21 protein-coding genes are annotated in these 24,526 nt (G+C 45.7%); 10 read left to right on the top strand and 11 right to left on the bottom strand.

The window, feature by feature from the left end:
• Positions 1-124: 124 nt before the first annotated feature.
• From H6G46_RS15685 to H6G46_RS15665, 5 genes are all read right to left on the bottom strand, one after another.
• Positions 125-1,165, bottom strand: a complete 1,041-nt coding sequence (locus H6G46_RS15685) for an AraC family transcriptional regulator (RefSeq protein WP_010871228.1) — start codon at positions 1,163-1,165, stop codon at positions 125-127.
• Between the two features lie 67 nt (positions 1,166-1,232).
• Positions 1,233-2,030 (bottom strand): class I SAM-dependent methyltransferase, encoded by a 798-nt coding sequence (locus H6G46_RS15680; protein ID WP_010871229.1) that lies wholly within the window; start codon positions 2,028-2,030, stop codon positions 1,233-1,235.
• Positions 2,031-2,102: 72 nt separating this feature from the next.
• Positions 2,103-4,589: a TonB-dependent siderophore receptor gene (locus H6G46_RS15675; RefSeq protein ID WP_010871230.1), complete on the bottom strand. Its 2,487-nt coding sequence runs from the start codon at positions 4,587-4,589 to the stop codon at positions 2,103-2,105.
• A gap of 69 nt (positions 4,590-4,658) precedes the next feature.
• Positions 4,659-5,063, bottom strand: coding sequence for a biopolymer transporter ExbD (locus H6G46_RS15670; protein WP_020861332.1), 405 nt, complete (start codon positions 5,061-5,063; stop codon positions 4,659-4,661).
• On the bottom strand, positions 5,047-5,679 hold the full coding sequence (locus H6G46_RS15665; protein ID WP_010871232.1) for a MotA/TolQ/ExbB proton channel family protein: 633 nt from the start codon (positions 5,677-5,679) through the stop codon (positions 5,047-5,049). Before H6G46_RS15665 ends, H6G46_RS15670 begins: the two co-directional genes overlap by 17 nt.
• Positions 5,680-6,025: 346 nt before the next feature.
• On the opposite strand from H6G46_RS15665, the gene H6G46_RS15660 reads away from it, so the two are divergent.
• The 9 genes from H6G46_RS15660 to H6G46_RS15620 all read left to right on the top strand — a co-directional run bounded on the left by H6G46_RS15660 (position 6,026) and on the right by H6G46_RS15620 (position 18,924).
• Positions 6,026-7,624: an energy transducer TonB gene (locus H6G46_RS15660; protein ID WP_010871233.1), complete on the top strand. Its 1,599-nt coding sequence runs from the start codon at positions 6,026-6,028 to the stop codon at positions 7,622-7,624.
• Positions 7,625-7,700: 76 nt separating this feature from the next.
• Positions 7,701-8,750: a hypothetical protein gene (locus H6G46_RS15655; RefSeq protein WP_010871234.1), complete on the top strand. Its 1,050-nt coding sequence runs from the start codon at positions 7,701-7,703 to the stop codon at positions 8,748-8,750.
• 141 nt (positions 8,751-8,891) lie between these two features.
• A complete protein-coding gene (locus tag H6G46_RS15650; RefSeq protein WP_020861336.1) occupies positions 8,892-10,673 on the top strand; it encodes an ABC transporter ATP-binding protein in 1,782 nt (593 codons plus the stop codon).
• A 105-nt stretch (positions 10,674-10,778) separates the two neighbouring features.
• A complete protein-coding gene (locus H6G46_RS15645; RefSeq protein WP_010871236.1) occupies positions 10,779-11,771 on the top strand; it encodes an AraC family transcriptional regulator in 993 nt (330 codons plus the stop codon).
• A gap of 180 nt (positions 11,772-11,951) precedes the next feature.
• Positions 11,952-14,498: a TonB-dependent receptor gene (locus H6G46_RS15640; RefSeq protein WP_199303644.1), complete on the top strand. Its 2,547-nt coding sequence runs from the start codon at positions 11,952-11,954 to the stop codon at positions 14,496-14,498.
• Positions 14,499-14,701: 203 nt separating this feature from the next.
• Positions 14,702-15,532, top strand: coding sequence for an iron-siderophore ABC transporter substrate-binding protein (locus tag H6G46_RS15635; protein WP_223211317.1), 831 nt, complete (start codon positions 14,702-14,704; stop codon positions 15,530-15,532).
• Between the two features lie 113 nt (positions 15,533-15,645).
• The gene (locus H6G46_RS15630) at positions 15,646-16,641 is read left to right on the top strand and encodes an iron-siderophore ABC transporter substrate-binding protein (RefSeq protein ID WP_020861340.1); all 996 of its coding nucleotides are present in this window, start codon (positions 15,646-15,648) and stop codon (positions 16,639-16,641) included.
• 4 nt (positions 16,642-16,645) lie between these two features.
• Positions 16,646-17,020 (top strand): DUF1636 family protein, encoded by a 375-nt coding sequence (locus H6G46_RS15625; protein ID WP_020861341.1) that lies wholly within the window; start codon positions 16,646-16,648, stop codon positions 17,018-17,020.
• A 62-nt stretch (positions 17,021-17,082) separates the two neighbouring features.
• Positions 17,083-18,924, top strand: coding sequence for an ABC transporter ATP-binding protein (locus H6G46_RS15620; protein ID WP_010871241.1), 1,842 nt, complete (start codon positions 17,083-17,085; stop codon positions 18,922-18,924).
• Between the two features lie 217 nt (positions 18,925-19,141).
• Here the strand turns inward: H6G46_RS15620 and H6G46_RS15615 are convergent, their stop codons facing one another.
• The 5 genes from H6G46_RS15615 to psb28 all read right to left on the bottom strand — a co-directional run bounded on the left by H6G46_RS15615 (position 19,142) and on the right by psb28 (position 22,366).
• Complete coding sequence (locus H6G46_RS15615; RefSeq protein WP_020861343.1) at positions 19,142-20,077, bottom strand: hypothetical protein; 936 nt, start codon at positions 20,075-20,077, stop codon at positions 19,142-19,144.
• 124 nt (positions 20,078-20,201) lie between these two features.
• Positions 20,202-20,543 (bottom strand): DUF5615 family PIN-like protein, encoded by a 342-nt coding sequence (locus H6G46_RS15610; RefSeq protein ID WP_010871243.1) that lies wholly within the window; start codon positions 20,541-20,543, stop codon positions 20,202-20,204.
• Positions 20,540-20,770 (bottom strand): DUF433 domain-containing protein, encoded by a 231-nt coding sequence (locus H6G46_RS15605; protein WP_010871244.1) that lies wholly within the window; start codon positions 20,768-20,770, stop codon positions 20,540-20,542. Before H6G46_RS15605 ends, H6G46_RS15610 begins: the two co-directional genes overlap by 4 nt.
• A gap of 27 nt (positions 20,771-20,797) precedes the next feature.
• Positions 20,798-22,003 carry a DUF4336 domain-containing protein gene (locus tag H6G46_RS15600; protein WP_010871245.1) on the bottom strand — a complete coding sequence of 402 codons (1,206 nt, stop codon included), beginning with the start codon at positions 22,001-22,003 and terminating at the stop codon, positions 20,798-20,800.
• Positions 22,004-22,027: 24 nt separating this feature from the next.
• A complete protein-coding gene (gene psb28, locus H6G46_RS15595; RefSeq protein ID WP_010871246.1) occupies positions 22,028-22,366 on the bottom strand; it encodes a photosystem II reaction center protein Psb28 in 339 nt (112 codons plus the stop codon).
• A 14-nt stretch (positions 22,367-22,380) separates the two neighbouring features.
• Here psb28 and H6G46_RS15590 point away from each other — a divergent pair, with 14 nt between their 5' ends.
• On the top strand, positions 22,381-24,030 hold the full coding sequence (locus tag H6G46_RS15590; protein ID WP_010871247.1) for an ATP-dependent DNA helicase: 1,650 nt from the start codon (positions 22,381-22,383) through the stop codon (positions 24,028-24,030).
• Between the two features lie 364 nt (positions 24,031-24,394).
• Here H6G46_RS15590 and H6G46_RS15585 read toward each other — a convergent pair.
• Positions 24,395-24,526 (bottom strand): transposase (locus H6G46_RS15585; RefSeq protein WP_190759818.1); only part of this gene is annotated, 132 nt, incomplete at its 5' end.

The following is a 24,526-nucleotide window of genomic DNA, read 5'->3' as shown; positions in this document are numbered from 1 at the left end:
AATTAATGGATATATTCTAGGGGAAAGCCAAAATGTATTTCTTTGTAGGACGGACTTTTTTCTTTGTGAAACGGACTTTTTAGATCATAACTTTTCTTCTGTCAGAATGAAAAACTGCTTACTACTATTTGTAGAAAATTGTCTTTTGATGGGTTTTGGGGCTAACTCCAAATTTTCGTCTAAATGCCATGCAAAAAGCTTCTGGATTGGTATATCCTACCCTTTGTGCTACCTGGGCCACGGATAAGTTATTATCTGCTAATAATTGCTGAGCCTGTTGCATGCGATAATTATACAGATAACCAAATACGGTCGTGCCAAATAGTTGACGAAAGCCTTGTTTTAGCTTACGCTCATTTAAGCTAACTTGTCGAGATAACTGTGCCAAGGAAGGAGGATCAAGTACTTGTTTGACCAAGATTTCCTGTGCATATTTCACTCTTTCTAAATCGTCTTTTTTTAATTGAGATGCTTTTTTTTCTGATTTAGTAGCATCCATACAATTAAATTGCCAGGCAAATAATTCTAAAGCCTTACTTTCTAAATAAATTTGTTTAATTATGCCTTGATAGGGACATTGATAAATTTGCTGTAATATCTCAGTGACTTTAAGTGTGTTTTTACCTAGTGATAAGTGGAACTTTAAATCACGATCGCCTGTGATTAATTGGTTAATTAAGCTAGGAGCAAAGTTTTCACTTTGATAAAAACAACTGAAATAATCAACAGGAGCATAAACACTAACTAATTTTATTTCAGTATCACATGGCCATTGCTCGAGTTCTGATAAATTAGGTAAATGATAAAGATAATTTCTGCCCGCTAATTCTGTATATTTTGGCTCAATTTCTTTAGTTTTAAATGTTTCTACTACTGAATTTCCTGTAAGATAAAAGTGAGCAACTAGAGGAAAATTCTTCTTATGATTCCTCTTTAAGTACATAACTTCGGCAAGTTGTACCTGAATAATTTCAATTGTTAAGCCGTCCCTCAACTGGATAGATCGATTATACCCTTTACCCAGTCTTTGCGGTAAATTTATTATGGTTTCATTGTCTTGAAAATGTACTGTAAATTCATCAAAATCAACAATTTGTCTTGAAGTAGTTGGTTGATTTGGTAAAACAATCGTGGTGTTGGGATCAAATACATTAACATCTTTCATTTTTGCTTCGGGGTTTTATGAAATTTATCAAAAAGATACTCTGAAGGTAATACCGAAATTAAAATCATCATTTTACTGTGTATGCCCAGATTTCGAATTGTGCTTGAGACGATAACTCCACCTTTAATGAATCGTAATATTCATAACAAAATACTTCAAATTCCTTTATGGCAAGATTAAATGCTTCATCTGGAAGGAGCCAGCATAATCCATAGGCATGTGATCTGTAAAAATGGAGTAGTTCTTGCACCTGATTGCTTACCGTCCATTCCTTAGCTGTCAAATAATTACACTGATACCCTTTATTTAGTAAATATTCATCTATATTAATTTTGTTAGTTACTTCTAATGATTGTTGTGAAGGCTTTGGCTCTTGATACTTAAGCAAAATAGTTTTGAAATGGTTCTCAAATTCTAGATGTGCAGGGGGAGTAACCCATTGAGCATTTAAATAAAAACCATTTGGTTTTAGGACTCGATCAATCTCATCTAAAAACATACCTAAATTGGAAACAGAATGAAGCATATGAACCGTTAACACTACGTCGAAGCTGCTGTCTGGAAAAGATAGTTGCGATGCATCTTCATGGATCAACCTAAGATTCGGAGGAATACGGGGCAACTTTTGAGAAAATTGGCTAAGCATTTCCTGAGAAATATCAACACCAGTTACAGAATAACCACGTCTGACTAAAGGAATGACATTGAGCCCAGTCCCTACACCAGGCTCAAGAAAAGTAGTTTCTCTTGTTGCCTTCACTAGAGCGAGAATAAAATCTGCAACTTCTTCAGCAATTGGTTCTGTCATCCAGCGAGTTTGATCGTAAATGTCAGCAATTTTGCTGTAGTAAACATTTTTTTTCATCTTTCCAATCCTGGTTTTGGAGCATTAGAAAATTTACTGCTGATAATCTCATCATCAGCAGTCTTAAAATGCCTAGAATGTTACGCCAATTTTTCCTACTACCGTAAAGGGAGCCCCGGGATAAACACTCAGGTCAAAATCATTTGATTCGGCCAAATACTGGGTATTAAACAAATTTTCGATGTTTAATTGTAATTCCCAATTTTCCCGACGATAAAAAATGGCAGCATCGGTGCGGAAATAGCTGGGTAACACAAAGGTGTTGTCCAAGTCCCCCTCCCGTTGATCAACATAAAATAGTCCTAAACCAAAGCCCAAGCCTTGTAAATTTCCCGATTGAATTTCATAGGTTGTCCAGAGGCTAAACTGGTTGCTAGGAACATTAGATAAAGTGTTGTCTACGATATCGGTATTATCTTGGCTTACAAAAGCATCAAGGTAACTATAACCGGTGACAATATTCCAACCAGGCAAAATTTCTCCACCCAGGTAAAGCTCCACCCCTCGGCTAGTTTGTTCCCCTGTTTGAATGGTAAATAATAGATTGGCAGGATCAATGGTAGGAACATTTTGTTTCCTAATATCAAATGCCGAGAAAGTCACACTTAACTTGTCGGTAATGTCTGCCTTAACTCCCACTTCAAACTGGCGACCGGTCTGGGGATCAAAGGTAGAACCATCGGCGTTGAGGGAGGCGGCAAAAGAAGGATTAAAAGAGGTGGTGTAAGAGCCATAAAGGGAAACCGTGGGAATTGGTTGATAGATAATACCAACCCGGGGTGTTAATTGGTTATCGGTTTGGTTAAATTCTTCCCTTGGATCTGTAATAGACTGGGTCGACCGATTTTGGGTAGCGGAATCGTAACGGAGTCCCACCAATAGCTTCAGGTTGTCAAATAAATCCATTTGATCCTGTAGATAAACCGCAAAGCGATTGACTTGATCATCACGGAAAAATTCTGGCGCGATGGGGAAAGGGGTATTGGTGTAAACCGGGTTGAAAACATTAATGGGAGCAAAGGTGTTGCTGAATTGAAATTCTGGAGTCTCTGTATCGTTACGATACTCCAATCCAAATAACACCCGATGTTTAACCGGCCCAGTGTAGAATTCTCCTATCAATTCTGCATTGGTGAAAAAACGCTGATAATTTCCTCCCCCATAATATTCAAATCGATTTAATTCCCCAGTATCTTCGTCAAAAAAGTCAAAGAGGGGCGCATAGCGGACGGGGGCGTAGGCCAAGTATTGCATGGCATGGCGTAGCTTCAGATTTTCGTTAAAATCGTGGTTGAAGGTGTAGCCAATTAGGTATTGATCTTGCTCAAATTTACTAAATCGCTCTCCTAAAAATCGATTCGATGGCAAGTCTGCGATATTTGGTGCTGGGATGCCTTCATCTAAGGTTTCCCGATTGGTTGTGTATTGTCCATAGATATTCAACTTCGTGTCTGGACCAATATTCCAAGTTAAAGTTGGTGATACAACCCAGAGATCACCGTAGACGAAATCTCGAAAACTGCCGGAGGTTTCATAGGAAACATTGAGACGATAATTAACTGTATCAATGGCTTCCGGTAGGAGGGGACCGGATAAATCCACATCTAAACGATAGTCATTATAATTACCAAGGGACACAGCCGCATTGTAATAGGGTTCATCCAAAGGTTTTTTGGAAATTAGGTTGATTGATCCCCCGGGTTCTCCAGCACCAAACACAATGGAAGAGGGGCCTTTGAGCACTTCTATTTGTTCGATGTCTGTGGTATTTAAGGGGGCTAAGGATTGATAGGGAATGCCATCACGAAAAATACTGTTATTGACGGGAAATCCACGGATTAGAAAGCCGGGGCCAAAAACACTAGTTCCCCTGCCCCCGGCGGGGCTAACCCCTGGCACTGTTTGGAGGGCTGGTCCCAATTCGGTTACGTTTCGGTCTTGTAAGACCTGTTGGGGCACAACTTGAATGGACTGGGGGATATCGAGTAAAGGGGTATCTAATCCTGTGGCGGTGGAAGCACTGGGCACAAAGTAGCTAGCTTCCCCCTGCCCTTCTTGGGTGGCTACCACTTCAATTTCTGATTCTGGATTCTCAGGGGCGATCGCCGTGGAGGACGAAGTTAAGCTAAGCACTAAATTTTGGTCAACAGAACTCACTGTCACTTCAGGAAGATTATTATCAACGCCCGTCACCGTAATGCGGACTATGTTGTTTTCCCCTTGGGTAATGGCGATCGCCGCAATTTGGGGACTAGGATTTTCCTGGTTAAATTCTCCTCCGGGAATGTCCAAGAGGGCATCGGTCAACTCAATAATGAGCAGATTCCCTTGGGGATAAATCAGGGGTTGGACCGGGATGGGGGAATTGTTGGCCAGTTCCAGCTCTAGACCCTTTTCTGTGGACTTTAGATTAACTCCGGTAACCAAGATGGAGCCAACTTGAGCTTGTATTTTGGTTTGGGCCCCAGAATTATTAATTTGGGCCAGTATGGGCAAGGGGGCTACTAGCCCCGAACATAGGCAACATATGGTTAAGCCTAAGCTTATTTTGGTATTCACAATTGCTCCTCACACAAAAGTTAAAAAGTTTTATTAATTAAGCAAATGCTTAATTCTTTTTCAGTTTTTTTAGTTCTTGGGCGTGGCGGCGATCGCCAGGGAAACCCCCTTGATTTGGCGTACACCATCCATAACCTGTACCACTAAACCATGGTTAACCTGTTCATCGGCTTTAATTACCACCAAACTATTGGCGTTATTTTTAGCCTTAGCCAGGATATTTGTTTGCAAATCTTTTAGGGGTATTGCCTGGCCATCCAAAAACAGTTCACCAGTCTGTTTAACGGTTAAAATAAATTGCGGATTGGGCTTGCTTTCCGTGGTTTGGGCCGAAGGTAAGTTGACCGATAAACCGTCGGAGCGGCTGAGATACAAACTGGAGATGATGAAAAACGCCAGGATAGAAAAAATCACGTCAATCATCGGAATGATATTGATTTCGCCCTGGGCTTCAAACTCATCGGGAAGTCGCATACTCTTTTTCCTCCGGTTGGTCATGGAAACGGCGATATACCAATTCGATTTGCCCCGTTTGCTCCTGTATGAGGGCGAATTGGCGCAGATAGAGGGAACGGAACACGTTGGCAAAGAGGAGAGTGGCAATGGCAACTACCAAGCCCATCACGGTGGACACCAATGCTTCACTGATCCCCCCGGTGACCCCCGAGGCATTGGCGGCGGTGGTACTGCCTAAACTCATGGAAGAAAAGGAACGCATTAGTCCCAAAATTGTCCCCAGTAAGCCCAGGAGAGGGGAAACGGTGATAATGGTCTGAAATAGGGTGTTAAATCGTTTTAAAAGCGGTAATTCTGCTTGGGTAGCGCTTTCCAGGGCCAGGCGAAACTCCGTTGGTGTGGCCCCCTCCAAACACAGGGCTTCGAGAAAAATTCGTGCCATGGGTAAATCCGCATTTTGTTTCAGCTTGGCGATCGCCCCTGGGGGATTACTGCGATAAAGCTTGAGCACATCATTTACCAACCGATTTTGCCGTAACTGGATCTGACTCCAAAAATAGGCACGCTCGATAATCAGGGCCACAGCTAACAGGGAAAAACCGAGGAGGGGCACCGCCACTATGCCCCCGGCCATAAAAACTTCTACCAACGTGATAACCTCTTGTGTTCACTCAACACAGTTAAGAGTAATTCTCAATTAATCCCCTTGCCTAGCCATAATAGCAATTGATAACTATTTTCAATAAATTAAATGGATAAGCAATAAGATTTGCTTAAGTGCAAACGAGTTTTCTAGGCTTTAAGGGCCTATATTCACGGTTGCAGAGAAAAAATTTTGGAATAAAAGAGTCAGTGGAGGTGTTTAATGTCGCAACTAAACGTCTATAATGCTATAGCTATTAATAATAATATTTCACATAATAGATGCAGTTCAGCCTAGGCTAGGGGCCACAATAATTGCCTGTCAATGCAAGAATTCCATGTCAATCTCTAATTTCTGCCTGACCCAAAGATCCCAGCAATACCAAAACAGCCAAAAGATCATCCTGGCGGGGGCGACCTGTTCCTTGTTAATCCACGGGGCGATCGGAGCGTTCTGGAGATTTCCCCTGGATGGTGATACTCCCGCCGTAGAGCCGATTGAATTTATTGTGGTGGACCCTTCTCCCATCCCAGAAGTCACACCGCCACCAACGGAGCAGAAAACTGAGCAGAAAAAAGTCGAACCTCTGCCGAATATCTCCCCACCACCGCCCACTCCGGTAACTCAAGCAGTTTTACCGCCCCTGCCCCAAGCCATTATTCCCCCCGTCCCATCAGTCAATTCTCTGCCCAGTCCGGTGGTGGAAAATCCAATTTCCTTGCCCAATTCATTGCCCCCACCCCCTGCGGCTCCAGTCCCCAATGCAGTGTCTCTCCCGGTGGACCAGGCCATTACTCCTCCTACCCCAAACCTCAATCCCCTCCCTAATCCAGTTACAGAAAGCCCCGCTTCTTTGACTCAGCCGGCCCAGAGTGCCTTTCGTTTGCCCTTTTCTTCCCTCCAGACTCCGGAATTTGCCCCGATTCCTGAGCAGGCCCCCGCTGTTTCCCCGGGGATTCGCCCAGCTACGCCCCAAAGTTTAGCCAACGCCCCAAGCCGACAGCCCGTATTTGGTCGCATTAGTTCCTCTGCCCCGTCCCAGGGAAATCCGTTAACCAACCAGGATTCATTTACGGCGATCGCCAATGGCAATGCAGTTAGTCAGGGGGCCCCGCCGATGAAACCGGGGACAGCTACTAAACCCATTGCCAGTGGTGGTGGTAGCTCTGGCCCTAGTCTGGGCTCCGGCCAACCCAGAGCAGAACGGCCCGGTGGCGGCAATGCAGGGGCAAATGTTGGTCCCATTGCGGCCAATCCCGTTGCTAGTAGTGCTCCCCCTAAACCGAAACCAACTCCCAGTTCCCCCGCTAAGCCAGACCCCTTAAAGTGCGTTAGCCAATGTAAACCCAGTTATCCCTCCATCCTCCAGGGGGAAGAAGGTAGTGCTACAGTATTAATTTCAGTAAATGATAGTGGTGGTGTGACCAGCGTAACCATCACCAATGCCCACGGCAACAGCGAGGTCAACCGCCAGGCCCTATTGGCAGCCAGAAAAATGCAGTTTACGGCCCCCGCCAGTGGTCAATCCAAATCAGTCCCTGTGGTGATTCACTTCACCGTTGCTGGTTCAGACTTTGATCGTCAGGCGAGGGAGCGTCAGCAACAGCAGGAAGAGTTGCGTCAGGCCGCCCGCAGAGCAGAAGAGGAAAAGGCAAATCAAGCCCGTCAGAGACAGTTGGAAGAGGAGCGTCAAGCCCGCCAACGGCAATTAGAGAAAGAACGGGAAGAACGACTGAAACAATTCTCCGTAGAATCCCAGCCCAGTCCCGTGCCAGCCGTGAAAGTTTCTCCTTCCCCCAGTCCTACCCCGGCGGTGAGAGTTTCCCCTTCTCCTAGTCCAGAGCCACCTCCCACTCCCGCTGCCGCACCGAAGACCGAGCCAGCAGTAGGGATAGATGAATTGGCGCCCGATCTGGAGCAGTCATCCGATTCCTAAATTTCAACTCAATTGGTTAATTAGGTAAACCTTGACTGTGAAATTTATTTAACGTTAAAAATTAGCCGTTTTAATAATGTTTAAATTTGCTCAAATTATTTTCCTAGCTGGCAGTATGGTCTGCTTAAGTTCCCTGGGTCATCAATCCCTGGCGGGCAATTTAACCCTGCCGGATGGTTCTAAATGTGAAGGACAGATTAGCAATGGTGCACTCAATGGCCAGGGTACCTGTCAATTTACCAATGGCGATCGCTATGAAGGTCAATTTGTTGAGGGTGAAAAAAAGGGGCAAGGGAAATATATTTTTGCTGATGGGGGCTATTTTGAAGGGGTTTTTGAAGATGATCAAATGGGTAGTAAAGGGGTGCGAGTCTATGCCAGTCAAGACCGTTACGAAGGGGAATTTGTTGACGGTCAACCCCACGGTCAAGGGATTTATACAACGGCGGCGGGTCTACGTTATGAGGGAGAATTTGTTGATGGTCAACCCACGGGCAAAGGTACCTTTATTTATACCAATGGCGATCGGTGTTCCGGCACTGTTGTTCAAGGAGAATTGAACGGGTCAGGCAAGTGCGAGTACAACAATGGCGATCAATATGAAGGCACCTTAAAGAATGGCCAACCCGACGGTGAGGGAATTTTTCGTTTTGCCGCTGGAGGAGAGTATGAAGGGGAATTTCAGAGCGGTGAATTTTCTGGGCAAGGCACCCGTATTTTTGCCAACGGCAATCGTTTCCAGGGACAATTTAAACAGGGGTTACCCTCTGGGCAAGGACAATACAATTTTGCCGATGGGGCCAGCTACCAAGGGGAAATCCGGGACGGACAACCGGCAGGGGAAGGCATCTATACCTTTGCTAATGGTAATCGTTATCAAGGTCAATTTGTTGCCGGTAAGTTTGCAGGGGAAGGTGCATTTATTTTTGCCAATGGCGATCGTTGCCAAGGACAATTTAGCAATAATCAACTCCAAGGTATGGCCACCTGTGACTATGTCAATGGTGATACGTTTGAAGGGATTTTTGAACAGGGTAAGAAAAATGGCAAGGGCGTTTATTCTTTTGCTGATGGTACCCGCCTAGAAGGGGTATGGAAGGACGATCAATACCAAGAACGAGGTTAACCTTAACCCTGATTTTTTTTAATTTCAGAAAAGTTTGTCGGGAATTGTGAGGTCAAGAAATTAGCCATTATTACCCTTGTGTTCAGGTCTCCATCATCTTGATTTATGCTCCTTTCGCCCCAGTCTAATCGACAAGTTTTAATGGCTTATCTAAGTCCCCAGTGGGGGCAAGTGCTGGCTTTGGCGATCGCCTTGGGGGGAAGCATTATCCTACAAGTGCTTAATCCCCAGATTTTGCGCTATTTCATCGACACAGCCATGGCCGGAGGGCCCCAAACCATACTGGTGTGGCTAGCATTGGGCTTTATGGCGATCGCCGTTGTACGTCAAGGATTGGAAATCGTTGCCACCTATTGCAGTGAAACCGTTGCCTGGACTGCGACCAATAATCTCCGCTTGAACCTAGCTCGTCACACCCTCAATCTCGATCTAACTTTTCACAAAAATCATTGCCCCGGGGAACTAGTGGAACGCATTGATGGAGACGTGGACGCCCTGGCCCGCTTTTTCTCCCAATTTGTGCTCCAAGTACTGGGCAATGGCTTGCTAGTGGTGGGTGTTCTAGTCGTGTTGTGGTTCGAGCAGTGGCAGGCGGGATTGGGTTTGACTCTTTTTGCCCTAGTAGCCCTGGGTATTCTCAGCCGGTTGCAATCCTTGGCGGTGGGGCCATGGCAAGTTTACCGTGGCATCAGTGCTGATTTTTACGGTTTTATCACTGAATATTTAGCCGGATTGGAAGACATTCGGGGCAATGGAGCGGTGGACTATGTCATGAACCGCTTTTATACATTGATAAGAAACTGGCTAAGGGCGTTTCATCAAGCACGGTTGCAGAGCACCCTACTATGGGGCAGCACCGTTGGTCTATTCACGGTGGGCAATGCTATCGCCCTGGCCTTGGGCGCTTACCTGTGGCGTGTACAGGGTATCACCATTGGTACAGTCTATCTTTTGTTTTACTATGCCAGTCTTCTCCAAGATCCCATTGAACGGATACGGGAAGAACTAGAACAGTTTCAACAGGCCGTTGCCAGTCTTTATCGCATTCAAGACCTCATTCGTCAGTCTCCGTCACCCCGATTGGGCAGATCCCAAGCTTTGCCATCGGGGTCACTTTCCGTCGAAGGAAAAAATGTGTGGTTTAGTTATCCAACCACAGCGAGTTTAAAACCTGGGGACGGCAACCACGAATTACCTGAGCACCGCCAAGGTCACCACCACGAAGATGCTGATTACGCTCTGCAGAATTTAACCTGGCATCTACCCGCTGGAAAAGTGCTTGGGTTGCTGGGGCACACCGGCAGTGGCAAAAGTACATTCGCTCGACTCTTGTTGAATTTTTATGCCATTCAGCAGGGCCAAATTCAGCTTGGCGGCATCAACCTTGGGGAGATATCTCAGCGGGAGTTACATCAGCGGGTCGGTTTTGTCACCCAAGACGTGCAACTGTTCCAAACTTCCATACGCAATAATCTGACATTTTTTAATCCCCACATCCCAGACCGATTGATTTTACAAGCCCTGAACGACCTTGGGCTGGAGCCTTGGTTGGCAACATTACCCCAGGGTTTAGATACGGAACTAGGCACGGATGGGGGAGGATTATCGGCGGGGCAAGCCCAATTGCTAGCTTTTGCCAGGGTATTTCTCAAAGATCCTGGGCTAGTTATCCTCGATGAAGCTTCGTCACGGCTTGATCCTTTGACAGAACAGTTAATTGAGCGGGCTATCAATCGATTACTAGAGCATCGGACGGGAATTATCATTGCCCATCGCCTCAAGACGGTGGAACGGGCCGATCAAATTCTGATTCTAGACCGGGGCAAAGTGCTGGAATACGGCGATCGCCCAGCCCTGGCCCACAATCCTGCATCTCGTTTTTCTCAGTTACTGAGGACTAGCTCTGCGATCAAGTTAACCTAGCGTGATGGCTTGACGCATCGGCTTCACTACTTGAAAATATTTATCATTAAAATTTATTGACTGTCTAGCAAGGATGCTAGGCAGTTTGTCGTTGCATAGGGCATTATGTCGATCTTTTTTTCTCAATCTGATTACTTGGCCATGTTCAGGGAAGGAGGCAATCAACAGCAATCTAATGCAGATGGCTCGGATAAATATTGGTATTATCCAACGCATTTAGGGCGTGGATCTATACGGGAGATAAAACTTCGAGAAGGCTTAGAACTGACGATAGCTAGCTATCAACTCTATCAAAATCTTATTGTTGAAATTCCCGAGCGGGAACACCCATTGGAATATGAATTTACGGTTATTGGAGAACACCACCGTCAGTTAACCGGGGCTGATGCAGAAAATTATTTCTTTTCCGGTAGTGGCTTAGCAGATAAAAGTGTGAATGAATATCTGGCGGGATGGCAGGTTTTAAATGTTAGTTTTCATCTAGAGCCTGATTTATTTCGTACCTGGATAGGCGATCGCCTAGAGCAAGCTGAAACCATTATTCAAGAATTGCTCAAAGACCTAAACTCAGTTCGCTACACCCACACAGCCACACCTACAGTTAAGATGCAGACGGCATTGCAGCAGATTTTATATTGTCCCTACAGGGGAATTATCCAACAGATTTATCTAGAAAGTAAAGTCTGGGAACTCATGGCTCTCCACCTTGAGCAGATGCTACAAAATTCCTCTCCCAACTTGACCCAACCAACCCTTAAACCAGATGATATTGAACGAATTCACCATGCCAGAGAAATTTTATCCCAGTGCCTCTGTAACCCACCTTCCTTAAAAGGATTGGCTCGTCAGGTGGGCTTGAATGAATTTACTCTTAAACAGGGTTTCCGCCAAGTTTTTGGAACTACCGCATTCGGTTGGTTGCACCATCACCGTATGGAAAGGGTCAAAGAATTACTAGAAACGGGCCATTACAACGTCACTGAAGCTGCTCGGGAAGTGGGGTTTTCCAATCGGGGACATTTTGCCGCCTCGTTCCGCAAAAAGTTTGGCGTTAATCCTAAAGCCTATTCATTGTTTGCCAAACAACCTAAAGACTAAAAAATTCCAATTTAGGATCAAAATATTCCCTCCACTGATCAAAGTGATTGCCCGCCGTCCCCGTCTTACCGGTAAAGTATTTGAGAATTAGTTGCAGTTAAGGTTGTTCCTCCTGTGTTATCAGATGCCATGGCCGGCTGTCTCAACTAAGAATTTCAAGCTTTGGTGCAAGGAGTGATTATGAATCAAGTACAGTGGTCGGTTTTGTTGATGGGTATAGTTTCGCTACTATGTGCTCCCAGGGCGTGGGCCGAAACTAATCCGAACCAATTGAACAGGACGAATATTTTAGAATCTGGTAACTTAGAACGCACCAAAGCCGGTGATTTGCTCCCAGTTGCAACCACTGTTGATGAGTGGATAACCCAAATTGCCCAAGCTTCGATCATCGAAATCAAGGAAGCCCGGATCAATTTGACCGAAGCTGGACTGGAACTGACCCTGGCTACCACGGGCCGCTTATCAACACCAACCACTTCCGTAGTGGGCAATGCACTAATTGTAGATATTCCCAATGCCATCCTAGCCTTGCCGGATAGTGACGGACTGCAACAGGAAAACCCCACCGAAGAAATTGCCCTAGTGAGCGTTACAGCATTACCTGATAATATTGTTCGCATTGCCATTACCGGGGTCAATGTGCCGCCGACGGTTGAAGTTAATGCCACAGACCAATCCCTGGTACTGGGGTTAAGTCCAGGGAAAGGGGTGGCAGATGAAGAGGATGGCAATGATGCTATCCAGGTAGTGGTGACCGGTGAACAGGATGAAGGCTATGCGGTGGACGATGCCACAACGGCGACTCTAACCGATACTCCCTTACGGGACATTCCCCAATCGATTCAAGTGGTACCCCAACAGGTGTTGGAGGACAGGCAAATAATTCGTGCTTCGGAAGCACTGCAAAATGTCAGTGGTGTGCAGAGAGGAAATACTGTTGGTGGTACATCCGAAATATTTAATATTCGCGGTTTTCAACAATTTGGCGGAACTCTCCGGGACGGCTTTAAGTTCAGAGATAATTTTTCTATTCCGGACACGGCAAATCTACAACGGATAGAAGTCCTCAAAGGGCCGGCTTCCGTACTCTACGGCAATTTAGATCCTGGCGGCGTTATTAATTACATTACCAAACAGCCCCTTTCAGAACCTTTTTATGAAGTTGCTATGCAGGCAGGTAATTTTGGTCTGGTGCGTCCAACCATTGACTTGTCAGGGCCGTTAAACTCACAACGAACAGCTCTTTATCGATTAAATGCGGCTTATGAGGGGGGGGGAAATTTCCGGGACTTTGACACGGAAGTTGCACGCTTTTTCATTTCACCCGTAGTTACCTGGCAAATTAGTGATCAAACAGATTTAAGATTCGAGTGGGACTATCTCTATGATCGTCGTCCCTTTGACCGGGGGATTGTGGCCTTTGGTACGGGAATTGCCGATATTCCCTTTGATCGAGTTTTGGGGGAATTAGACGACTTTGATGCAAGGACAAATTTTTCGGCCGGATATAGATTAGAACATCGTTTCAGCGATAATTGGAAACTCCGCAATCGGTTTCGGTTCTCCTACCTCGATCAAGCGGCCGAACAAACTGAATTGGTTAGATTAGATGAAACTACAGGTAATCTGAGCAGGCAATTTTCCCGCAATGAACAGCAGATAAGAAATTACGAACTGCAAACTGATTTGATCGGCAAGTTTTCTACAGGTCCCATCCAACACACCCTATTATTTGGCGTTGATTTATCGTGGCAAAGCGCCCCTTTTATCTTCCGAGGAGGTGTTGCGGCTCCCACTATTAATATTTTTAACCCCGTTTATGGGACTGTAGCTCGACCTAGTATAAATGACTTTCCAGATGTATTCTCTTCTGAGGGGCAAACCAATACGCTGGGGATATTTCTGCAAGATCAAGTGACACTGACCGACAACTTAAAATTACTCATGGGAGGGCGTTTTGACACCATTGACCAGAGCTCCTCTTCCAACGGGGAATCTGACGAACGTTACGATCAAGCTTTTAGTCCCCGTTTGGGCATTGTTTATCAACCCATTGAACCAGTGTCTTTGTATGCCAGCTTTAGTAGATCATTTCAGCCTAATTTTGGGACTAGATTTGATGGCTCGTTGCTCGAACCAGTTTTTGGTACCCAGTACGAAGTGGGGGTCAGAGGTGAATTCCTCGATGGTAGGTTGATCGCAAATTTAGCAGCATATGAAATCACAGTAAGTAATCTGGCTGTAACAGACCCTGAAAATCCCAACTTCTCCATTCCATCCGGAGAGCAAAGAAGTAAGGGGGTTGAATTCGATATCGCGGGGGAAATCCTACCGGGCTGGAATATTATTGCTTCCTATGCTTATACCGATGCCAGGGTCACCAAGGATGACAATCTGGAGCCTGGTAATTTGCTTGAGGGGGTTCCCTTTAACTCGGCCAGTTTGTGGTCAACTTACGAAATTCAAGCCGGTGATTTACAGGGTTTGGGATTTGGCCTGGGATTGTTTTATGTGGGGGAACGCCAAGGTGATTTAAATAATTCTTTTCAAATACCGAGCTATCTACGTACTGATATAAGCGTATTTTACCGCCGCAATAACTGGAGGGCCGCCATTAACGTTAACAATCTTTTCAATATAGATTACATCGAAGCGACCCAACGCCGGACTCGCGTTGATCCTGCGGCGCCCCTAACGGTAAGGGGAACAATTTCGGTGGAATTTTAAACTTTTCCGTAATTTTGTCAAAATCAAAACAACATTTTAGAATGCACAGATCGGGTCGTAGATTTAGACTATTTACACTAACAATCCTGACGATTGTATTTTTTTCTGCCTGTGTTGGTAGCACCTCACAAAATCTGGATCAATCTACAGAGTTATTGTCCGTAGATTGCAGGATTGTCGAGCATTCCTTGGGAAAAACTTGTGTGCCCCTGGAGCCGCGTCGAGTGGTGGCCCTAGATGGTGCCACGGTGGGTAATTTACTAGCCTTGGGGATGATGCCCGCTGGGGTGGCCAGCAATCTTTTACCCGAAATAACCCGTTTAATTCCCAATGTGCCCCGTTTAGGACAGAGTAGTCAGATCAATTTAGAAACCCTAGCGGTTCTACAGCCTGACTTGATTATCGGGGCCGTCTGGGAAATGAAAGGCATTTATAACAAATTATCGGCGATCGCCCCCACTGTTGCCTTTGAGATGCAAACCCCCGCTGACTGGCAACGTCCATTCCGTTTCGATGGTCAGGTACTGGGCTTAGAAACCCAAGCGGAAAAGGTGCTGGAGCAGTATCAAATGCGTGTAAATAAGTTGAGGGCCCAAGTTAGTGACTCCCCTCTACAGATTTCCTTGGTACGGATTAGGGCCGAGTCGGGACAGATGAGTTTATATCTGAAGAATTGCTTCGGCGGGGCCATTTTGGCTGATTTAGGCTTTGCTCGTCCCCCGTCTCAGGATCAAGGAACTCCAGACCAACCGCCCTTTGCAAAGTCCATTAGCAGAGAATCGATGACCGAAGCTGATGGAGATGTAATTTTTCTGTTCACTTTTGGTCATACTCCACAAATTGCTGCCGCCGCCGAGGCCCAGTTAGAACGCTTGGACACCGACCCCCTCTGGCAGTCCCTTGGGGCGGTGCAGAAAAACCGAGTGTATTCGGTGGGGCACTATTGGGGGGCTGGTAATAGTCCTCTGGCAGCGGACTGGGTATTGGATGACGTGGAGCAGTATCTGTTGGAGGTTCCTGGCAATGGAGTATAAAACAAAACAGATCAGGTTTTGATTTTGGATCGGGGATAGGGGAGGAAGTATGGCATTCCCCGCTTGCGCTTTGCTCAGTTACTCAAGTTGTCGGTAAAACGAGGGTTAGTAGATTGACATTACGATTGTTAAAAAACCAATGGCTTTTCTTTGTTTTTGCCCAACTGCTCCTGATGTTAGTGGTGGCCTGTCAAAATCCCTCTCAACGGGAAGCAGTAAAAAATTCTGAAGATTGCGTCATCGTTAACCAGCCTGAGGATCAAGCCTGTGTCCCAAAAACCATTGATCGTCTCGTTACCTTAGATGGAGCCGCCTTTGAATATGCGATCGCCCTTGGCCTGGAGCCGATCGCCACAGTGCCCAGCAATTTTCAGGCCCAACTGCCAGCCCTAATGACCAATGCTGAAAATATTCAAAATATTGGCAAGGGGGAACAACCCAATTTAGAAGCAATTTTGGGAACAAATCCCGACTTGATTGTGGGGCTAGATTCCCACCAAAGTATTTACCCCCAACTTAGCCAGATTGGGCCGACAGTGCTGTTTCCTTTTGAACATAGTGGACAGTGGAAAGAGGTTTTTGCTTCCGTGGGCAATGCTCTCCACCGGCAGGCCGCCACCCAGTCAGCCTTGGCCGCCTATCAAGCTCGCTCGACGGATTTTCGCACTCAAATGGGCGATCGCCTTGATAATCTGCAAGTTTCCGTCATTCGCCTCTATCCCGATGGCATTAACTTATACCTGAAGGACTCATTTGCCGGTACAGTGCTGCAGGATGCGGGTTTAGCTCGTCCCCCTTCCCAGAATATTAGTGCGGTGGAAGCCCAACAAAAATTTGGCAATCCTATCCAAACCAGAATTAGCCGTGAAGTATTGGAGCAAGCCGACGGAGATGTGATTTTTCTTTGGACAGGGGAAAACACTCCCCAGGGCAATGAGGAAGCGAAAAAACGACTGCAACAACTACAGCAAGATCCCCTCTGGGGTCAACTGAGGGCCGTAAAGGCAGGCAAAGTGTACGAAGTACCAAGCTATTGGATTGGCAGTGGACCGATCGCCGCTAATGCCATCCTCGACGACCTATATAAATACCTTCTTGGAGAAAATTAACCCCATGGCAAAGCATATTTTAGTGGTTTGTAAGGCTTGTGGTGCTAAGGCAGAAAATGACAATTCTAATTCCCCAACAGACGGTATTTGTTTGCTAAATAAGCTTCAAGAATTACATCAAAGATGGGTACGCAAAGATGAACTAAAAATTGAGACCACTTCCTGTTTATGTATTTGTGACAGACCCTGTGCGATCGCCTATGTGGGCACCCATAAACCCACCTACCTTTTCGGGGATTTAGATCCAATCAATGGCGGTAAAGATCTAATCAGCGCCGCTGAACTTTACCTCGACAGCGAAGACGGCATGGTTCCAGCCTACAAACTCCCCGAAGGATTGCGTTCTTGCCGGGTTGCCCGCATTCCCCCTGCCCCCTAGCTGTATTCCCAAGTCTTTTTACCCACACTTTTTAACCCCTATGTCTTAATTTTTTTGCTTCTATGCCACCTATCTATCAACTGCTTTGGCAGATGATCCGCTATGCCCAGAAACTTTATTGGTTGGATACCATATTGTGGCTATTTATTCTGGGAATACCCATAGTACCGGGACTGCTAATTCGTCAGTTTTTTGACACCTTAACCAGCCAAACCCAAATTAAGGAATCTCCCTGGGTCTGGATTGGCCTATTTTTAGCGGTGGGACTAGGCAGAATGGCGGCAATTTTTACTGGGCGGATCACAAAAACCCAACACCGCTTTTTGATGAGTGGATTGGTGCGCCACAACCTGTTCCAGGGATTATTGCATCGCCCTGGGGCAGAACTAGCCAGCGGAGCAGTGGACGGCCAGAAGGTTTCCCCTGGGGAAATGCTGAGCTATTTTCGCGATGATGCTCTACAGATTGAAGACACAGTGGTGGGCACTAATGAAATCTTTGCCGCTGGGGTGTTTGCGGTGGTTTCCGTGGCCCTACTGTTGAGCGTCAACAGGGAAATGACCTTACTGGTTTTTGTGCCCCTATGTCTAATCACTGCCCTGGCCCACCACGCTGAGCATCGCCTGAAACGTTATCGCCGAGCCAGTCGCCATGGAACTCAACAGGTAACCGGATTCATTGGGGAGATGTTTACCGCTGTGCAGGCCATCAAGGTGGCCGGGGCCGAAACTGAAATGTTAGAGGAACTAAGAAAAAGAGGCGATCTCCGCCGTCGTTTAATGGTGCGAGACCAGGTTTTTAATGCCATCCTCAATTCCGGCTTTGAAAATACTGTCAGCATTGGTACCGGACTAATTTTACTTTTAGCGGCCCAAAGTCTTGGTCCCCAAGGTAACTTCACTGTGGGAGATTTTACCCTCTTTGTTTACTACCTCTCTTTTGTGAGTGATTTTTTAGCTTTTTTTGGGGTTTTTCTTGCTTCTGTGAAACAAAGTGAAGTCTCCTTTGAGCGCATGGCAGTTTTAGTCAACGGTGGTGAATGCCCTTCTCCTAGCACAGTTAATCCCACCTCCTTTCCCCTCACCTATCCCCATCATCTCTATCTCAAACCTATTTTGGGCTCCCAACCGGCCTTACCTCCCCTCTCAACCCCAGCCCAAACCGATCCTTTACAAGAACTAAGAGTAGAAGGATTAGTTTACCATTATCCAGGCAGTGACAATGGCATTGCTGATATCAGCTTTAGCTTACAACGGGGCAGTTTGACGGTAATTACGGGACGGGTGGGGGTAGGTAAAACAACCCTAATTCGCACGCTACTAGGGCTACTGCCCAAACAATCAGGCAAAATTATTTGGAATGGCTTGGAAATTGCCGAACCAGCGACTTTCTTCGTTCCGCCTCGGGCCGCCTACACTCCCCAAATTCCCCAATTATTCAGCACTTCTCTACGAGAAAATTTGTTGCTGGGACTAGCAGATGATGTTTCACCGGAGCAATTAAACCAGGCGATCGCCACCGCTGTTTTTGAGCAGGATTTGGCTCTGATGCCCAAGGGTCTTGATACCCAAGTAGGAACAAGGGGAGTTCGACTTTCCGGTGGCCAGAAACAACGGGTAGCGGCGGCCAGGATGCTCGTTCGTCAACCGGAATTACTGGTGTTTGACGACCTTTCCAGCGCTCTGGATCTGGAAACTGAACAAAAACTATGGCGGCGCCTATTTAGCACTGGGCACCAACGTCATTCTGCTGTTTACACCCCCACTTGCTTGGTAGTTTCCCATCGTCCATCGGTCATAGAGCAGGCTGATACGATCGTTTTGCTAGAAGCTGGAAGGATTGTTTTTTCTGGCACTCCAGCTCAGTTTAATCGGGAAATGATGGGAAAAAATATTGTTTTTTAGTCTCTATTTCTAAGTCCATGATGAGACTTCAGTCAAGGCTATGGCCTGGGCAACTCGCACTCTAATTAATGGTCTGGAGATTCACTGCGGAAAGTCTAACGAGGAATTACCTATGGGATCGCCATGGCAAACCTGCCGACGAAATTGGCGATCGGGCTAAATAAGAGTTAGATAACATCTAATTATTCGATATAAATAAGACGATGCTCAATTTCAACTAAAGTTGCATATACACAAGCCAATATAACGGCAAATTTTCCTTTGTTGAAATCGTTTTTTTGCCGGTATCATGAGAAAATTCATTAGAAAATTTTGCTACTTTTGCAAGTAAATCTCTAATGTGACTTTCGCGCGTATACTTAACTATTGCAATTAGATCACCAAGGAAGACTTGAGAATATTCCTTAGATATTTTAAGACCTTTTGAACAACACTCAACCTTAAGAAGGTACTCCATAGCTCTTCTCACAGAATTGACCTTTTCTGATACTTCATCATGGGAGAATTCATCAATTTCATCGAAAGAATCTAGGATTTTTCTAATACGTATCAAGGCTACATGAACATTCTTCCAGTACAAAAATCTCTTGGAATGAGCGGATGATATTCCAGAAGCTTTTGGCATCATTACTAGCGAATAGAGTGGAGTACAATGGAAGTCTATTACCTCGTAGTGACCACTAACTTTTCGAATAACTCTCTTCTTAAAGAAACCATTGTCATATATCTCAATCTCATCTGTACCAAATCTATACAAATTTTTTATTTCTTTTGATGTTTTTGCATACCCATTTATTATAAACAAGGCTGATTCTTTTGCTGGCACTGGAAGAATTGTATTTATTTGTAATGCACATGAATATAAAGATGCGGGAAACAAGGACTGCCTAAGCTCACGCCGCCTCTCTGTTTCGACTAGCTTTCTGAAATCATGCCATACAAGGGTAAGAATCTCTGATTTTTCATCAAAGGAAAAACTTTCAATAACATCCCAGTTTTCCATGTCTAAAAAATCAACAATTATTAAACCTCCTGTTGCTTCAAGAAGATCTTTAAAAAAATCTGCGACTTGAACTCTATTAGATATATTCTTGTTTCCATATTTTTCTGCAAGACCTTTAAAAATCTTATGGCTGTCTTTTATTGGATCCATGCAGATTCTCCTTGGGCGGATAACATACAAATAATGAGGGTAAAATGGACTTTCTAGATCCACCTTATATCTCATTATAGAGAATGATTTATTATTCGTGGAATTGTTGGTTGAGAACTATGTACTAATCTGGCCATGAAAGAGCAAGCAAAGACGAATTTTTATCTTCATAAAATAATTGGATCATCCTAAATTCTCGACGCAGTAAATTTTCAACCTGTGAAGTAGAGCAGTTTCCTAATCGAAGCCAAATAACTTTGGGAGGGCTACCAAACACCAGACTAAGATCGTGCATGTCTGCATCTTTAGAGACAATCATTAAGTCATTATTTTTTGCATAATCCCAAACGATAGGATCAATTGTTGCCTCCATTCCAACATTTCGCACATGAAGGGAATTAGGAAAAAGATCGCCCAATTGAATGGGCAATTTAGGAGAGAGATTTTCGTCAAACAATAATTTCATGCAGACAGGGGAGAAATCATCAATCGACGTTCACGGTCGGCTGCATAAGCAATACAAGCCTTCAAATCTTCTTTAGTTAAATCTGGAAAATCTTCGAGAATTTCCGCCTCAGTCATCTCAGACGCTAAATATTCGAGTACTTCATAAACAGTGATACGTAAACCGCGCACACAAGGTTTACCTCCTCGTTTATTGGGTTCAATCGTAATGTAGTTTCTGTAGTTCATTGTAAATCCTCGCTAATTTTTTATAGTTTATTCACGTTTACTAGTCGGTGGTGGGGTGATGCGCCAACGTACCAGGAATTGGTCAATGCGTTGCAGAATTTGCCGATCTTCTTGGGGTAATGACTCTTCATTGTCAGAGAAAGACTTTTGTAAAAAGCTAAAGGCTTGGCGGATTTGCTCTCCATTGGTAGCCACTGGGGCAGAAAAGTGACAGGGAATGAGGGTTTCCACCGGCCAGCTAGTAATTTTTTCTACCCATTGCCATACGGCTTCCGGTTCCCGGTTGAGAATTAGCTCTTGCAAAATGGGAGCCACCCGTACTTTGCCGCCGCCCCACAGGGTTTGAAAAGTGTTCTGCCAATCCCTGCGCCACCGAAATGGGTACAAACCAAAATAATTTTCCCGACGGCGATCGCCAACTTGTTTTGCTTCTTGCCACACCTGGTTCCAATTAGGTACTTCTAGGGTACTAGCTTGGAAATAGAGAGCAAATAAACAAATGCGTTGCCACCCCTTGGCTCGATTGGCGAGATTATCTTCCGGGCGATCGCCAGCCTTATCCCTGGCATGGAACATTAGGGGAGTGGGGTCTAGTTCCAAGACCGGGGGGGGATTTTCCGACAAAACCAACAGGGTATCCGTCACCAGTAAAGTATGACTAGACCAATGGAAAAAAGCCACTTCGCCAAACTTGCCCAGGCGTAAATCCAACGGCCCGAGGTAAGCGTAATCAAATTCCCCGGCAAAGGGAGTTTCGCTACTATCAGCGGGCAAAATTTTCGTTCGATCGCCTGGAAATCCCAACCAACTGAGAGGTAAATTAAGGGGAAAACTCCATTGGCCTGGGGCTACATAGACCGTTGCTTCTGGACAATGGCGAGCTAGAGACGGTACATTAGCCTTATGTTCCAACCCGGAAATGGTGGGTAGGATAATATACTTCACTGGGCCATATTTGGCCGTTAGTTGCCCCAACAATTGCAAACATTCTGCCGTGGGGGCAATGGGAGAGTAAATTAGCAATCCCCCCGTGTTCAGGCGCACCACCGTCATGCGGATGGGTACTACCACATAAAAAATTCCCTGTACCTGCTCCAACACCCAGATAGTGTCCGGTACCACTTCCCGCACCAAAGTTTGCCTTTGACTGTAGGGATAAATGGGCACCAGATACCAGTAGGGCCAGGTCTGACTGGGCTGGGAAGATCGGGAAAGGGACTGCCGCATCGTCACCGAGGAGGATGAAAAATTGAAAAATTATTCAGATTTGGAAAAACCTAAGCCATTTTCTGCGCCGTAGCGCTCCATAAAGCGCATAAAACGGTCCCATTCCGGTTGGGAATTGAGGATCACCGTGGCCTCGATCGCCGTAGGACGGCCATTGATAAATTTGCCCTTTACTTCCCTGGTGATAATTTCCCCTTCGTCGTCGATTAAATACATGCCGGTAATATCATCGGTGCTTTCTTTCGCTAGAATTGTCGGTTCCAAGAAATAGAATTTTGCCATGCCGGACTGCCCATTCTTCGACTTGCTGAGGCGCACTTCTGGGACAACGGTTTCTGCAACTCCCTTGGAAAATTGAATTTCAGCCATGTTTTTTTACCTTAATGACATTAATTTCGTTAACTCCCCATCATGGCATAGATCCCGGTAGTGGCCGAAAAAACACCCCCATGGGACTACTCGAAACCCAAGTTCACCACCTGCTCAAAGCCCAACAGCGCCAACAAACCATTCCCCCCTGGCCCCATTCGTTAACCATGGGTCGTTTGGTATCCCGGGCCCTGCGACTACGGCGATCGGCCTTGATTCAAACTGGTTGTTTGCCCCCCACCTACGGCCCCAGTTATCTATTGCCCTGTTTACTTAGTGATCAGCCCATTCGCCTGGTCACCACCCCCAAACGTAAGCAAGATTTGGAAACGGCTATTTTGCCCGCTTTGCAAATGGCCCTACAAAGTAATGATCCCGATTTGGTCATCACCTGGCCGGAAATTGTTACGCCTGACCAATGGCTACAAGAGAATTTAGGGCCATTGCCCCATATTGCCCCCGCCTTAACGGCGATCGAGCAGGTAGAACATTTAGAAGATTGGACCAGGGATTTTCTTTCCCATCACCTAGATTGGAACACCCTCCAACCCCTTTTTGCCCAAACTCCCCAGGGCCAAGACCAAGTTCTAACCCATTGGAGCCGCCTCAGTCAGTCCCTCTTTGCCCGCCCCATCAACCCCCATGGTTTTTATCCCTTGGATGGAGAAGAATTAAAGGAGTTAAATCAGGCGGTAACGGAACAGTTGACGATTAGTCAGGGTGAAAATGCCATTAAGCAAGAAAATATTCAGAAAATTCAGCAGTTTTGGCAGTTTTGGCAAGAACAAACCGATAACCATCTCCTCTGGGCCGAAGTGGACCGACAGCAGGGCAGAATCAGTCTCCACGTCAGTCCGGTCAATGTACAGCCCTGGCTACAGCCGATTTGGCAAAGCTCCGATCAAGGTCAGGGAGATTTTATTGATGGAGGCCAAGACAGCGATCAAGCCGCCTTTGTCCTCATCGGCAGTTTTTTAGACGCTGAGAAAACCGCCCCCACCTATTGCAAAACTTTGGGTTTGGGAAATTTACTCTGCTTAAAGTTTTCTCCCCACCGTCTCCAGGATGCGTTAACCATTTACCTCCCCGATCGCCTACCCTTACCCAATACCCCAGCCTTCCAAACCACTTTGCTAACGGAAATCGAACGCATTTTGACAGAAATCATGGCGGTGCAACCGGACACCTTTGTGGTGATTTTGCTTGACGATTTACCGCTCAAAGCCCAATTAGGCAGTCAACTAGCGGCCAAATTAGGCTCTGGAGTGAAAGTGGAACCGACCCCCAACTTTGCTCCTGGTATTTTGGTGGCGGGCTGGCAATATTGGTGTGCTCAAAGAGAAAAGTTTCCCCCGCCGGCCCTGCTAATTCTGGGCACTTTGCCCATTCCTTCCCTGGAAAATCCCCTGGTGGCCAAACGAGTACAACACCACAAACGCCACCATCAAGACTGGTTCCGGGACTATTTACTACCAGTGGCATTGAAAGATTTACAGCAGGCAGTGTTACCCCTACGAGAGTCCGGCGGTTGGTTAGCTATCTTGGATGACCGGGTCAATTCCCGCAGTTACGGCCGGGAAGTGCTCAAAGCCCTAGCGCCCTACGGCAAAAGGAATTATTTTGATCCCCAGGATTTGCCCCAGGTGACAACAGCTCAGAAGTGATTTCTAAAAAAAATATAAAGAAAAGAGGATAGAAGAAATCTATTTTTGAGAGTTTCACAAGCATTTCTCCTCACTGGAGGTGGTCTATGTAGACCAAGGGTATTGAGAGGAAAATTTTGCTTGGGCAATGAGGCAATTGTGTGGAGATTCAGTGCGAATTGGGGTCGTTAAGCGTTCATCCAAAGAATTTGAACTTTTAGCCAAGCGTTGGGTGATAGAGCGTACTTTTGGTTGGTTAAATCGCTATCGGCGATTAAACAAGGATTGCGAACTTTATACCGAAATAAGTGAAGCAATGATTTATGGTGTCCTCATCCGTATAATGCTTTCTCGTATTATAGTAGTTTCAAATAAAGCTGAGACGCTAAACGCCACAGTAAGAACGGATAATTTCATCAAGAGACGTGTCAATAGGAGCGTACATTCTAGCTCGTTTCAAGGCACTAAAGTCATGCTCAATATCATTTAAATCAGGAGAATATTTCGGCAAAAAAAG

This window comes from Synechocystis sp. FACHB-908, from assembly GCF_014698595.1.
Classification (GTDB): domain Bacteria; phylum Cyanobacteriota; class Cyanobacteriia; order Cyanobacteriales; family Microcystaceae; genus Synechocystis.
This window is presented reverse-complemented; position numbering and strand designations above follow the sequence as displayed.

Coding starts and splice junctions, on each gene's coding strand:
- H6G46_RS15680 (WP_010871229.1), bottom strand. CDS start 2,030: ATGAAAAAAAATGTTTACTACAGCAAAATTGCTGACATTTACGATCAA.
- H6G46_RS15665 (WP_010871232.1), bottom strand. CDS start 5,679: ATGGCCGGGGGCATAGTGGCGGTGCCCCTCCTCGGTTTTTCCCTGTTA.
- H6G46_RS15610 (WP_010871243.1), bottom strand. CDS start 20,543: ATGAAATTATTGTTTGACGAAAATCTCTCTCCTAAATTGCCCATTCAA.
- psb28 (WP_010871246.1), bottom strand. CDS start 22,366: ATGGCTGAAATTCAATTTTCCAAGGGAGTTGCAGAAACCGTTGTCCCA.
- H6G46_RS15645 (WP_010871236.1), top strand. CDS start 10,779: ATGTCGATCTTTTTTTCTCAATCTGATTACTTGGCCATGTTCAGGGAA.
- H6G46_RS15615 (WP_020861343.1), bottom strand. CDS start 20,077: ATGGATCCAATAAAAGACAGCCATAAGATTTTTAAAGGTCTTGCAGAA.
- H6G46_RS15685 (WP_010871228.1), bottom strand. CDS start 1,165: ATGAAAGATGTTAATGTATTTGATCCCAACACCACGATTGTTTTACCA.
- H6G46_RS15590 (WP_010871247.1), top strand. CDS start 22,381: ATGACATTAATTTCGTTAACTCCCCATCATGGCATAGATCCCGGTAGT.
- H6G46_RS15660 (WP_010871233.1), top strand. CDS start 6,026: ATGTCAATCTCTAATTTCTGCCTGACCCAAAGATCCCAGCAATACCAA.
- H6G46_RS15625 (WP_020861341.1), top strand. CDS start 16,646: ATGGCAAAGCATATTTTAGTGGTTTGTAAGGCTTGTGGTGCTAAGGCA.
- H6G46_RS15655 (WP_010871234.1), top strand. CDS start 7,701: ATGTTTAAATTTGCTCAAATTATTTTCCTAGCTGGCAGTATGGTCTGC.
- H6G46_RS15670 (WP_020861332.1), bottom strand. CDS start 5,063: ATGCGACTTCCCGATGAGTTTGAAGCCCAGGGCGAAATCAATATCATT.
- H6G46_RS15650 (WP_020861336.1), top strand. CDS start 8,892: ATGGCTTATCTAAGTCCCCAGTGGGGGCAAGTGCTGGCTTTGGCGATC.
- H6G46_RS15640 (WP_199303644.1), top strand. CDS start 11,952: ATGAATCAAGTACAGTGGTCGGTTTTGTTGATGGGTATAGTTTCGCTA.
- H6G46_RS15605 (WP_010871244.1), bottom strand. CDS start 20,770: ATGAACTACAGAAACTACATTACGATTGAACCCAATAAACGAGGAGGT.
- H6G46_RS15620 (WP_010871241.1), top strand. CDS start 17,083: ATGCCACCTATCTATCAACTGCTTTGGCAGATGATCCGCTATGCCCAG.